Source organism: Pseudoxanthomonas sp. GM95 (assembly GCF_900109775.1).
Classification (GTDB): Bacteria; Pseudomonadota; Gammaproteobacteria; order Xanthomonadales; family Xanthomonadaceae; genus Pseudoxanthomonas_A.
Genome location: NZ_FOAX01000002.1, coordinates 95,755 through 108,214 on the forward strand (window position 1 = coordinate 95,755; position 12,460 = coordinate 108,214).

Annotated in this window: 10 protein-coding genes; 8 read left to right on the top strand and 2 right to left on the bottom strand. The window is 67.3% G+C overall.

Annotated features, from left to right (window positions below):
* Positions 1 to 181: 181 nt before the first annotated feature.
* The 3 genes from BMZ17_RS08595 (at position 182) to BMZ17_RS08605 (ending at position 3,988) form a co-directional block, all read left to right on the top strand.
* Positions 182 to 841 (top strand): PAQR family membrane homeostasis protein TrhA, encoded by a 660-nt coding sequence (locus tag BMZ17_RS08595; RefSeq protein WP_093138200.1) that lies wholly within the window; start codon positions 182 to 184, stop codon positions 839 to 841.
* 349 nt (positions 842 to 1,190) lie between these two features.
* Positions 1,191 to 3,182 carry a glycoside hydrolase family 2 protein gene (locus tag BMZ17_RS08600; RefSeq protein ID WP_175485535.1) on the top strand — a complete coding sequence of 664 codons (1,992 nt, stop codon included), beginning with the start codon at positions 1,191 to 1,193 and terminating at the stop codon, positions 3,180 to 3,182.
* A 113-nt stretch (positions 3,183 to 3,295) separates the two neighbouring features.
* Positions 3,296 to 3,988: a DUF2306 domain-containing protein gene (locus tag BMZ17_RS08605; RefSeq protein WP_254775257.1), complete on the top strand. Its 693-nt coding sequence runs from the start codon at positions 3,296 to 3,298 to the stop codon at positions 3,986 to 3,988.
* Between the two features lie 15 nt (positions 3,989 to 4,003).
* Here BMZ17_RS08605 and BMZ17_RS08610 read toward each other — a convergent pair whose 3' ends face one another.
* Positions 4,004 to 4,939 (bottom strand): AEC family transporter, encoded by a 936-nt coding sequence (locus tag BMZ17_RS08610; RefSeq protein WP_093138201.1) that lies wholly within the window; start codon positions 4,937 to 4,939, stop codon positions 4,004 to 4,006.
* Between the two features lie 244 nt (positions 4,940 to 5,183).
* Between BMZ17_RS08610 and BMZ17_RS08615 the strand changes: the two genes are divergently transcribed.
* A complete protein-coding gene (locus BMZ17_RS08615) occupies positions 5,184 to 7,505 on the top strand; it encodes a S9 family peptidase (protein ID WP_093138202.1) in 2,322 nt (773 codons plus the stop codon).
* Positions 7,506 to 7,598: 93 nt separating this feature from the next.
* On the opposite strand, the gene BMZ17_RS20925 is transcribed toward BMZ17_RS08615, so the two are convergent.
* On the bottom strand, positions 7,599 to 7,961 hold the full coding sequence (locus tag BMZ17_RS20925; protein ID WP_139202857.1) for a hypothetical protein: 363 nt from the start codon (positions 7,959 to 7,961) through the stop codon (positions 7,599 to 7,601).
* A 243-nt stretch (positions 7,962 to 8,204) separates the two neighbouring features.
* Between BMZ17_RS20925 and dinB the strand changes: the two genes are divergently transcribed.
* The 4 genes from dinB to BMZ17_RS08640 all read left to right on the top strand — a co-directional run bounded on the left by dinB (position 8,205) and on the right by BMZ17_RS08640 (position 12,017).
* Entirely contained in the window at positions 8,205 to 9,305 is a 1,101-nt protein-coding gene (dinB, locus tag BMZ17_RS08625; protein ID WP_093138204.1) for a DNA polymerase IV, read from the top strand.
* 38 nt (positions 9,306 to 9,343) lie between these two features.
* Positions 9,344 to 9,709, top strand: coding sequence for a hypothetical protein (locus tag BMZ17_RS08630; protein ID WP_093138205.1), 366 nt, complete (start codon positions 9,344 to 9,346; stop codon positions 9,707 to 9,709).
* 68 nt (positions 9,710 to 9,777) lie between these two features.
* Positions 9,778 to 11,052 (top strand): TolC family protein, encoded by a 1,275-nt coding sequence (locus BMZ17_RS08635; protein ID WP_093138206.1) that lies wholly within the window; start codon positions 9,778 to 9,780, stop codon positions 11,050 to 11,052.
* Positions 11,049 to 12,017 (top strand): efflux RND transporter periplasmic adaptor subunit, encoded by a 969-nt coding sequence (locus BMZ17_RS08640; RefSeq protein ID WP_093138207.1) that lies wholly within the window; start codon positions 11,049 to 11,051, stop codon positions 12,015 to 12,017. Before BMZ17_RS08635 ends, BMZ17_RS08640 begins: the two co-directional genes overlap by 4 nt.
* The last annotated feature ends 443 nt before the right edge of the window (positions 12,018 to 12,460 follow it).

The following is a 12,460-nucleotide window of genomic DNA, read 5'->3' on the forward strand; positions in this document are numbered from 1 at the left end:
TCCAGGCAATGTGCTGATGTTTCTGGTGGGAGCTGCATCAGCAACGATCGAGCTTTCCTGAGAACGCTCCATCGCCACTGAAGCGGCTCCCACATGCTGCGTGCCTTCGCATTGGCACGCCGATGTCGGGCGACGTCAGCGCGTATGCTGTCCGTCCCCCATTGTTGTATCGATCACGCCTGTGCCTGCGTCTCCCGTTACCGCGCCCCACTACCAGACGCCCACTGCCCGCCGCGCCGACCTGATCGTGCATGTCGCCGGCCTTGCGCTGGCCGTCGTCGGTGGGGCGTTGCTGATCTGGCGGGCGGTGACCAACGAGGCATTGCTGGTAGCGACCTGCGTCTATGCGCTGGGCTTGCTGACGATGTTCGCGTGTTCGGCCGCGTACAACTTCGCCACGCCGGCACGCCAGCCGTTGCTGCGCAAGCTGGACCACGCCGGCATCTTCGTGATGATCGCCGGCACCTACACGCCGCTGCTGGTTCTGGGCCTGTCCGGTGCGTGGGTCTGGTCGATGACGCTGGGCGTCTGGGCGGTGGCCCTGTTTGGTGTGTTCGGCAAGCTGTTCCTGCCCGGCGTGGGCAAGGGGTTCTGGGTGGCGATCTACCTGCTGCTGGGCTGGGCCTCGGTGATTGCGATCAAGCCGCTGATGGCGGGCCTGGATAGCACGGTGCTGTGGCTGATCGCGGCCGGCGGCCTGATCTACACCGTCGGCGTCGGCTTCTACGTGCGCAAGTCGATGGTCTACAACCGCGCGCTATGGCACGCGCATGTGCTGGGCGGCGCACTCGCGCACTGGGCCGCGATCTGGCTGTGCCTGCGGCCGCTGCCGGCGGCCTGAGCGACGTCTAAAGTTTTTAGATTTGCGCACGCCGATCGCGCGTGCATTCCCTGATGTGACGCCTCGCATGCTGCGCCCTGCGTGCTGCCGTTCCGTGCCTGAGAATCAAGCGGCAGACTTGCCGCGCGTGATCGTGCAGTGCGACTTGCCTTCGACGATGGACGCATGGAATGATCCGACGCATTCGTCGTATTGTCATACATTAAGCGTGGCCGCGGATGCGCGCCGCGCGCGCTCGATGCACGTCCTGCGTGTGGTGCCGTTGGCCGCAGGCAGGCGTAGACGCTCTCCGCTCACCGTGCCCTTCGCGCCCCCGCGCCCGCACGCCAAAAAGAAGGACCTGCGCACCATGAAGACCCCGGCTGTCCGCGCCTGCCTCGCCGTTGCAGCCTTGCTGTCGCTCACGCTGTCCAGCGCTCACGCGCAGGAGGCCGCCGCGCCCAAGGATGACCATGTCTACACCAGCGACCTGATCACGCGCTGGGGCAAGACGGTGACGCCGGACAACGCCTGGCGCAGCTATCCGCGCCCGCAGATGAAGCGCGCGCAATGGCAGAACCTCAACGGCCAGTGGGATTACGCGATCCGGCCCAAGACCCAGGGCCAGCCGACCAGCATGGACGGCAAGATCCTGGTGCCGTTCGCCGTCGAATCGCGCCTGTCGGGTGTCGCGCGCAAGGTCACGCCGGAAGACCGCATCTGGTATCGCCGCAGCTTCCAGATCCCCGCCGACTGGGCCGGCCAGCGCGTTCTGTTGAACTTCGGTGCGGTGGATTTTGAGGCGCACGTGCTGGTCAACGGCGGCGTGGTTGGCTCGCATCGCGGTGGCTCGGATACGTTCTTCTTCGACATCACCGATTACCTGAAAGCCGGCGACAACGAGCTGGTCGTGCAGGTCACCGATCCGACCTCCGAGGGCGCACAGCCTCGCGGCAAGCAGCAGCTGGACCCCAAGAGCATCTGGTACACGCCGGTCAGCGGCATCTGGCAGACCGTGTGGCTGGAGCCTGTGCCCAAGCTGCATATCGAGAACGTCAACGTCACGCCGGACATCGATGCCGACGTGCTCAACGTCGATGTCGCGCTCAACCACAGCGCCAGCGATGCCGATGCCGTGCGCATCACCGCCAAGGCGGGCGGCAAGGTGGTGTCCTCGAAGATCGTGCGCGCCAACCGGCGCACCCAGCTGCCGATTCCCGATGCCAAACTCTGGTCGCCGACCACGCCGTATCTCTACGACCTGGATGTCGAACTGGTGCAGGTCACCGAGCCATTCGACCAGCAGGATGCGTCGCAGCATCGGCCCAACGGTCGGCGCGATGACACGCTGCTGACCGAAGTCGAGGCGCAGGCGTACGCCAAGGCCAAGGTGGTCGGCAAGCCGGTGGATACCGTGCGCAGCTACTTCGCCATGCGCAAGAGTTCACTCGGACGTGGGCCGATTCCGGGCCAGCCGGCGCTGCTGCTCAACAACCAGCCGCTGTTCCAGAACGGCACGCTGGACCAGGGCTGGTGGCCCGATGGCCTGCTCACGCCGCCGTCGGAGGATGCCATCGCCTTTGAACTGGATTTCCTCAAGAAATCCGGCTTCAACATGCTGCGCAAACACATCAAGGTCGAGCCTGCGCAGTACTACTACCTGGCCGACAAGATGGGCATCCTGATCTGGCAGGACATGCCCTCGGGCGAAGAGGAAGACAGCCTGGATCAGTTCGTGCGGCAGGCGTCCAACGATGAAGTGCTGTTCCCCACGCGCGTGAGCGATGAGTTCGAATACGAGCTGCTGCGCATGATCAGCGACCTGCGCAACCATCCGTCCATCGTCACCTGGGTGGTCAACAACGAAGGCTGGGGCCAGTACGCCTCCACGCGCCTGGCCAAGGCGGTCAAGGCGCTGGACCCGAGCCGGGTGGTCAACAAGGTCAGCGGCTGGCTCGATACCGGCGATGCGGGCTCGGACATCTTCGACATCCACACCTACGAGGACGTGCCGCATGTGCCGACGCGGCAGACCCAACGCGCCATCGTGATCGGTGAATACGGCGGCATCGGCCTGCCGGTGGAAGGCCATCTGTGGTTTCCGGCCAACCGCAACTGGGGTTACCAGACCGCCAAGGACCCGGCCGATTACCTGCAACGCTACCAGCGCAAGTTCAGCGAGATCGTCCGCCAGGCGCGCGAGGTGGGCCTGAGTGCGTCGGTGTACACGCAGACCACCGACGTGGAAGGCGAGATCAACGGCCTGCTCACCTATGACCGCGAGCAGAGCAAGATCCCGACGGCGGACTTCGCCAAGGTGCATGCGCCACTGGTCCAGGCGGCGCCGGCCGGGGGCAAGTAAGCCAGTCCGCGTGATGGCGTCGCCATCTTGGCGGCGCGATCGATGCCATCGCGGCGTGGCAGCAAGGCCCGCCGCGCGGCTGCGCTAAGCTCCGCTCCCGGAGGACGCAGCGCATGGCCCGTGACGCAATCCGCAACGACGTGAGCGACGCGCGTAGGCGCGTGATGGCGCGCCTCGGCTGGAGCCTGGTGTGGCTGCTGGCGCTCGGCATCAGCGTGGAGTTCCTGGTCGCCGCCTACGGCAAGTACCACGCGCTGGATTCGGCGGCCTATGCGATGTTCATGACGCGGCGCGGCTGGCTGTGGCTGCACCTGGCTGGCGGCGCAGTGATGCTGGTGCTGGGGCCGCTGCAATTCTTCAGCCAGTGGCGCGGACGTGCGCTGCGCTGGCATCGCTGGGCCGGGCGCGTTTATCTCATCGCGATGCTGGTGGCCTTCATCGGCGCATGCGGGTTGATCGCGACCTCGCCGGCGCCGCTGTCGATCCGGCTGGCGTTCTCGATGACGGCCGCGATGCTGTTGACCACCGCACTGATGGGCTTCATCGCGATCCGCCGCCGGCGCGTGCCGGTGCATCAGCGCTGGATGATGCGCAACTACGTGGTGGCGCTGGCGCCGGCGATCTTCCGGCTGTCGTTGCCGGCGGCGATTGCGTTGGGCCAGGTGCCGACGCCGGCCCTGATCGCGACCTTGCTGTGGATGAGCTGGCTGGTGCCGCTGCTGATGTTTGAAAGCGTGCGGTGGTGGCTGCGTGTGCGAGCTGGTGCGGTACCGCTGCCGATAACGCCCATGACCAACGCGCCCTGAGCCAGCGCGCCGCGTTCAGCCCATCCACACCAAGTACGCAGATAGCGTGGCCATCGAGACCAGGGTCGTCACCAGGATCACCTTGGACGACATCGCCGCACGCCGGCCGTAGCGCTCGGCCAGCATGAACGGCCCGGTGCCGGTGGGCAGCAGCGCCATCAGCATCGCCAGGTGCACCTGCATCGGCGGCAGGTGCAGCAACGGCACGGCCACCAGCCAGGCGATCAGCGGCTGCACGAACAGCTTTAACGCCGACAGCGCGATCCAGCCGGCCGGCGGGGCGACTTCATCCTGCGCGGGGGCGGCCAGGAACAGGCCCAGCACCACCAGCGCGCACGGGCTGGCGGCGGCGCCGAGCAGGTCGATGGCGGTCATCGCCGGGGCGGGCAGCGGCAGGCCGGCCAGCGAGACCAGTGCCCCGGCCAAGGGCGCCCAGATCAGCGGATTCTTCAGCAGCGCCCAGGCGGTGTTGCGCAGTGTGGGCAGCAGGCCGGCGCCGCGATGGCGGTCGAACTCGATCGTGGTCAGCGCCAGCGCGAACAGCACGCAGGCGGTCATCACCACGGACAGGCCCACGCCGGGCAGCGCCGTCGCGCCCAGGGTCAGCAGCGTCAGCGGGATGCCCATGAAGCCGGTGTTGGCGTACGAGGCGCCCAGCGCATCGATGCTGGCGTCGGTCAGGCTGGCCCCGCGCCTGAGCAGCCAGGCCATGACCGGCAGGTGCACGCCCAGCATGCTGATCGCGTAAACCGTTGCCAGGCCGGGCTGGGCCAGCGTCGACCAGTGGGCCTTGGCCATGATCGAGAACAGCACCGCGGGCAGCGCCAGCAGCACCACGAAGCGGTTGAGTTCGGTGACCGCCGCCGGGCCGAGCAGGCCGAAGCGGCGGATGGCCGCGCCGATGGCGATCAGCGAGAACAGCGGGAAGACGGCAGTGAGGACCGGGGACATCGGCAGCGGGGAAGCGGTGGGGAGCGCGTCGGGCGCAAGCGGCCGGCGACGCAGGCCACCATGCTGACCGCTGCACCGGGCCGTGTCGAATGCTGCATCTGAAACGGAACCCCGCCCACCGCTGCGTCGGGCGGCGACCGGGACCTCTGGCAGGGGGAGTCGTGCCGCGCACGGCGGTACGATCACGTGTTCGCCCGCGTCGGGGCAGGTCTCCGGCGCGCTTCATCTTCGCCTGGGGATCCGCATGCTCCTGAAATCCACCGCCCCGCGCCTGTTCGGCGCCCTGGTCCTGGCCGCGCTGTCTGGTGCCGTCTGCGCGCAGACGCTGACCGTGACCGAGGCCGACTACGCCCGTGCCGGCACCTTGATGTTCGCCCAGCCGCTGGTCGACCACGCCGTGACCCGCGTGAGCTGGCTCGATGCCACGCACTACGTCTACACCGACCACGACGCCAGCGGCGATCGCCTGCTGCAGACCGACACGGCCACCGGCAAGACCGCGCCGCTGTTCGACACCAAGGCGCTGGCCGCTTCGCTCAACAAGCTGCTGACGACCGGCGACAAGCCGCTCAAGGCCGACAAGCTGGGCCTGCGCAGCGTCGCCCTGACCGCCGAGGGGCGCTACCGCTTTGCCGTGCGCGGCACCGAGGTCGCCTGCGATGCCAAGGCCAAGTGCGCCAAGGTCTACGCCAAGGCCGACTTGGAGCCGGGTGCGATCTCGCCCGACAAGAAATCCGAAGCCTTCATCCGCGACTGGAACCTGTGGGTGCGCGAGCTGGCCACCGGCAAGGAGACCCAACTGACCACAGATGGCGTCAAGGACTACGGCTACGCCACCGACAACGCCGGCTGGAAGCACACCGACGAGGCCATCCTGGAGTGGTCGCCGGACTCGAAGAAGATCGCCACCTTCCAGCAGGACCAGCGCAAGACCAGCGACATGTACCTGGTCACCACCCAGGTGGGCGCGCCGAAACTGGAGGCGTGGAAGTACCCGCTGCCCGGCGACAAGGACGTGACCATGATCGAGCGCGTCATCATCGACGTGCCGACCAAACAGGTCACGCGCCTGAAGATGGAGCCCGACCAGCACCGGTCCACCCAGTGCGATGACATCAGCTGCGGCCCGAACGGCGGCTGGGATGACGTGAAGTGGGCGCCGGACAGCAAGACCGTCGCCTTCGTGTCGACCTCGCGCTACCACAAGGACGCCTGGTTCCGGATCGCCGATGCGGCCACCGGCGCGGTGCGCACCGTGTTCTCCGAGCACGTCAAGACGCAGTACGAAAGCGGCAACGGCACCGCCAGCTGGGCTTACCTTCCGGAGACCAACGAAGCGGTGTGGTTCTCCGAGCGCAGCGACTGGGGCCAGCTGTACCTGTACGACCTGGCCACCGGCAAGCTCAAGCACGCCATCACCACCGGCGAGGGCAACGTCACCGAGATGCTCAAGGTCGATCCGGCCTCGCGCACGGTCTGGTTCCGCGGCGTCGGCCGCACCGCCGGCATCAACCCGTACTACCAGCAGTTCTGGAAGGTCAGCCTGGACGGCGGCGCGCCGACCCTGCTCACCCCCGAACCCAGCGACCACACCGTGTCGCTGTCGCCGGACGGCAAGCTGTTCGTCGATGCGTACTCGACCACCACCGTGCCGCCGGTGACGGTGCTGCGCAGCGGCGCCGACGGCAAGGATGTCGCCAAGGTCGCCACCGCCGACATCAGCCGCTTGAAAGCTGCTGGCTGGGTCGCGCCGGAGCCGTTCACGGTCAAGGCCCGTGATGGCAAGACCGACCTGTACGGCGTGATGTTCAAGCCGTCCAAGTTCGATCCGTCCAGGAAGTACCCGATCGTCAACTACATCTATCCGGGCCCGCAGGTCGGCTCGGTGCGCGGCCGCAGCTTCCTGGCCGCCCACGGCGACAACCAGTCACTGGCCGAACTGGGCTTCATCGTGGTGGCCATCGACGGCATGGGCACGCCGTGGCGATCCAAGTCCTTCCACGACACCTGGTACGGCGACATGGCCGACAACACGCTGCCTGACCAGGTGGCCGGCATGAAGGAACTGGCCGCGCGCTACTCCTGGATCGACCTGTCGCGCGCCGGCATCTGGGGCCATTCCGGCGGCGGCAATGCCTCCACCGCGGCGATCCTGCGCTACCCGGATTTCTTCAAGGTGGCCTGGTCGGAGAGCGGCAACCACGACAACCGCGGTTACGAGGACGACTGGGGCGAGCGCTACCAGGGCGCACTGGTGCTCGACAAGGACGGCAAGGGCAACTACGACAGCCAGGCCAACGCCTCGTTGGCCAGCGGCCTCAAGGGCCACCTGATGCTGGTCCACGGCACGATGGACGACAACGTGCCGCCCTACCTGACCCTGCTGGTGGCCGACGCGCTGATGAAGGCCAACAAGGACTTCGACATGCTGATGATCCCCAACGTGCACCACGGCTACGGCGCGATGACCGCGTATGTGGCGCGGCGGCGCTGGGATTATTTCGTGCGCTATCTCGCTGGTGGCACGCCGCCGGCGCAGTTTGATTTGAAGATGCCGGCTAACTGATTTTTGTTGGTTGGTGGTTTGGAGAGGCCGGATCTGGGGACAGATTCGGCTTTTTCTTTAGTTGGGCTTTTTTCAAGCAGAGCTTCCACGCCGCTACGCGGCGCGTCTTCCTTTTGTCTTGGCAAAAGGAAGCAAAACCGCCAGCGCCTGACACTCGCCGATGCTGCGCATCGGTGCCCTGTGCTCCTCATCTGAAATGGCGCGGCGCGGGAACTCGCTGCGCTCAAACACCCGCGCCTCTTCGGCCATTTCAGCCTGCGGTGCTCGGCTCGCTTTGAAGGCGCTGAAGATCAAGGGCTGAGCAACAGCAACAGAAAAAGCCAAAGCCAAAACGTTCAAGCAAACTTCGGCTGCTTTGCTTTGCTTTGCTTTGCTTTGCTTTGCTTTGCCGGTGCTTTCAGATCCCCTTGAGGCACGGCGAAGGGGCGAGGTGAAGACCCGTAGGGCGACGTGCATAGATGCACGTCGTTTTTGGACGGGACAGGATGTCCCATCCAAAAATCCCTCGGCCCGTAGCGGACCCGCGAAGCGGGCGTGACGCCAGGGGCGTGTTTCTTTGCCCGACTTTCTTTGCACGAGCAAAGAAAGCGGGTCGGGCGGCGAAGCCGCACGAAAGCTCCTGCTTTTGCATTTGCTTCGCAGCGCGAAACCAAGGCCGTCTCGCCGCCCGAGACTCTTGCGCGCGATACTGCGCATCCCATGCGCAAGATCCTCCACATCGACATGGACGCCTTCTACGCGTCGGTCGAACAACGCGACGACCCGAGCCTGCGCGGCAAGCCCGTGGTGGTGGCCTGGCGTGGCGCGCGTTCGGTGGTGTGCGCGGCCAGTTACGAGGCGCGTGTGTTCGGCGTGCGCTCGGCGATGCCGGCGGTACGCGCCGAGCGGCTGTGCCCGGATGCGATCTTCGTGCCGCCGGATTTCGGTCGGTATAAAGCGGTCTCGCGCCAGGTGCGCGAGATCTTCCTGCAGCACACCGACCTGGTCGAGCCGCTGTCGCTGGACGAGGCGTATCTGGATGTGACCGAACCGAAGATCGCCTCGCCCAGCGCGACGGCCACCGCGCAGACGATCCGTGCGCAGATCTTCGAAGCCACCCAGCTCACTGCCTCGGCCGGGATCGCGCCCAACAAGTTCCTGGCCAAGATCGCTTCGGACTGGAACAAGCCCAATGGCCAGTACGTGATCAAGCCGGCGCAGGTGGAAGCCTTCCTCACCCCGCTCAAGGTCGGGCGCATCCCCGGCGTGGGCAAGGTGGCGGAGAAGAAGCTCGCTGACTTGGGCATCGCCACTGTCGGCGACCTGCGCGCCTTCACGTTGGACGAATTGCAGCTGCGCTTCGGCCGCTTCGGCGCGGCACTGTATCGGCGTGCGCGTGGCATCGACGAGCGTCCGGTCGAACCGGACCAGCAGGTGCAGTCGATCTCGGCCGAAGACACCTTCGCCGTCGATGTGCCGCTGGCCGAACTGGACGAGCCGATCAAGCGCATGGCCGAAAAGGCCTGGGCCGCGACGCGCAAGACCGAGCGCATCGGCTACACCGTCGTGCTCAAGCTCAAGACCGCGCAGTTCCGCATCCTCACCCGCAGCTACACGCCGGAAGCTTCGCCGGCCTCGCTGGCCGAATTCACCGCGATCGCCCTGTCGTTGCGCGATCGCGTGGCGCTGCCGGCCGACACGCTGTATCGCCTGGTGGGCGTGGGCCTGGCGGGCTTCCGCGAGCGGGAGGAGGGCGCGGTGCAGGGCGCGCTGTTCGATGACGCGGCGCTGCCGCAGGGCGATGACGATCCAGTCACGTGATTGTCTAACGCAACGCCGGCGCACTAGCATCGGCGCCCATGTCGTTCCGTCCCGCCCGTCGTGTTGCCCTGTGGCTGCGCCTGCCCGCGCTGGCGTTGCTGCTGTTGGCGGTGCTGGCCAACCCGGTGCTGGCCGCGGTCGGCGACCTGCATGGAGCCACGCGCGGCGTGGCCTCGCACCTGCACGACAGCGACGAACACGCACTGACCGACGACAACGCCGATCACGATGAGGCCGGTGACTTGATGCATGCAGCACACTGTTGCGGCCATCTCAGCGCGATTCCGTCGCGCTTCTTCCTGATGCCGGTGCGGGTGGTCCACGCAGCAATGGACGTGGCGGAAATGCGCGCGCCGTCGTCCCACATTCCCGCCTTGCGCCTGCGTCCACCGATCGCGGCCTGACCTGATTCGACCGTCGTGCCCCCAGGGCGCGGCAGTGATCTGCGTCATCGCCCTTTCGGAGATTCCCCATGTGGTTGCGACTGGCGGCTTTGGCCGTCTTCGCGGCCGTGCCCTGCGTGCATGCGCAGGAGCCGCCGCGTGCTGTACCCCTCACCCTGGACGACGCCATCGCGCGCGTCGCCAGCACCCATCCCGACCTGCGTCTGGTTGATGGCCAGCGTGCCGTGCTGGAAGCACAGGCCCAAGGCGCCGCGCTGAAGCCGCCGTTGATGCTCGGCGCGCAGCTGGAGAACGCGCTGGGCAGCGGCCAGGCCCGCGGCTTCGATGCGGCCGAGCTGACCGTCACGCTCGCCGGCGTGCTGGAGCGTGGCGGCAAGCTCGATGCGCGCCGCACGCTGGCGCAAGCCAATCTCGATGCACTCGCGCCCCAGCGCGAAATCGCCCGGCTCGATCTGCTGGCCGAGGTCGCGCGGCGTTACTTGGACATCGCCATCGCACTCCAGCTGCGCGCCATCGCGCTGGACGACATCGGCCAGCGCCAGCGCGCGGTCTCGGCCGCACGCCAGCGCCTCAACGCCGGCGCCTCGCCCGAGTCGGTGCTGCTGACCGCGCAGGCCGCGCTGGCCCAGGCCGAGCTGGATCGCGATCGCGCCGATGAAGCCGCGCGTACCGCGCGCCTGAATCTGTCGGCGCTGTGGAACGCCCGCAATCCGGGCTTCGAGATCGTCAGCGGCGATCCGCTGACGCTGCCGGCGCTGGAGGACTTCGACGCGCTGGCGCGCTTGCTCGAACGCACGCCCGAACTCGCGCTGCTGGCCGGCGAAACACGTGTGCAGGAAGCGCAACTGCGCCTGGCCCAGACCCAGCGGCGTGCCGATATCGAATGGCAGATTGGCGTGCGCCAACTGCGCGAAGGCAACGACACCGCGCTGGTCGGCGGCTTCAGCCTGCCGTTGGGTAGTGTTCGCCGGGCGGAGCCTGAGTTGCAGGCGGCCCGCGCGCAGCTGGCGCTGAGCGGCGTGCAGCGCGAATCGCGGCAGCTGCAGTTGTATTCCACCTTGGCGCAGGCCCACGGCCGTTACGCCACCGCGCGGCTGGAGGTCACGCGGATGGCGCGCGACGTGCTGCCGCCGCTGGCCAAGGCCGAAGCCGCCGCCGAACGCGCATGGCGCGCGGGCGCCATCAGCTATCTGGAATGGGCGCAACTGCAGGCCCTGCGTATCGAAGCGCGACAGCGCCAGCTCGATGCCGCCGCGCAGGCGCAAAGCGCCCTGATCGAACTGCAACGCCTCACCGGGCAGGCGTCCGTCGCCGCCACGAACTCGAAGGACTCCGCACCATGAAAGCTCTCCCACTCGCCGCCACGTTGATGGCGTGCTGGCTGCTCGCCGCCTGCGGCCGATCGCCCGACGCGCCTGACGAAACGTCGCAGGTTGAAGCCGATGCGCATCAAGACGCCGATGCGCACGCCGACGAAGCGGAACACGCCGACAGCACCGTCATCCCGCTGAAGATCGCCACCGACAGCGGCATCCAGGTCGCCCCGGCGGCCGCCGGCACGATCGCGGATGAGCACGAGGTGCAGGGCCTGCTGACGCCGGTCGATGGCAGCATCGCCCAGGCCGTGGCGCGTTTCCCCGGCCCCGTGCGTGCGCTGCGCGCCAATGTCGGCGACACCGTGCGCGCCGGCCAGGCGCTGGCCAGCATCGAGAGCAACCTCAGCCTCACCAGCTACAGTGTCAGCGCGCCGATTTCCGGCGTGATCACCGCGCGCAACGCGCAGGTGGGTGGCGCGGTGGGCGAAGGCGCGCCGCTTTTCGAGATCGCCGACCTGTCCATGCTATGGGTGGACCTGCATATCTTCGGTCGCGACACCCAGCACATCACCGCCGGCGTGCCGGTGACCGTGACGCGCATGACCGACGGCGTCAGCGAAACCACCACGCTCGAGCGCGTGCTGCCTGGCACGGCGACTGCCAGCCAGAGCACGGTGGCCCGCGCGGTGCTGCACAACCGGGATGGCCTGTGGCGGCCCGGCGCGGCGGTCAAGGCGCGCATCGTCGTGGCCAGCACGCCCGCGGCGCTGGTGGTGCCGCTGACCGCCCTGCAGACGCTGGAAGGGCGCGAGGTGGTGTTCGTCCGCACCGGCGATGACACCTACACCGCGCATCCGGTCGAACTCGGCGCGCGCGACGCCACGCAGGTTGCGGTGCTGTCGGGGATCGCGCTCGGCGATGCGGTCGTGGTCGCGCAGAGCTATGTGGTGAAGGCGGATATCGGGAAGGGGAGTGCGGAACATGAGCACTGACCTTCGCTTTGTCTTGTTGAAGCGCCAAGTGCAGAGCGCTCGCGCCCTGCAGGCGCGACCTCCTTTTGTCTTGGCAAAAGGAGGCAAAACCGCCTTCGCCGGGACGTGCGCCGATGCGGCTGCGCCACATCGGTCCCCTGCGCTTCTCGGCCGGCAGGGCACGGCGCCCAAACTCGCTGCGCTCAGACACGGGCGCCTCTTCGGCCCCGCCGTCCTGCGATGCTCGGCGCCCTTTACGGCTCGCAAGATCAAAGGCCAAAGCCAAAGCCAAAGCCAAAGCCAAAGCCAAAGCCAAAGCGGTGGCTCCCTGCAATCGCCGGCTGTCAGTGCGACCAAATTTGAATATCTGGACAAAGGCGACCCCGCGTGTGCTCGTCGTTGGATATCTCGACGAAATTCGCAGCCGCAGCCGCAGCCGCAGCCGCAGCCGCCGTTGCTCTTGC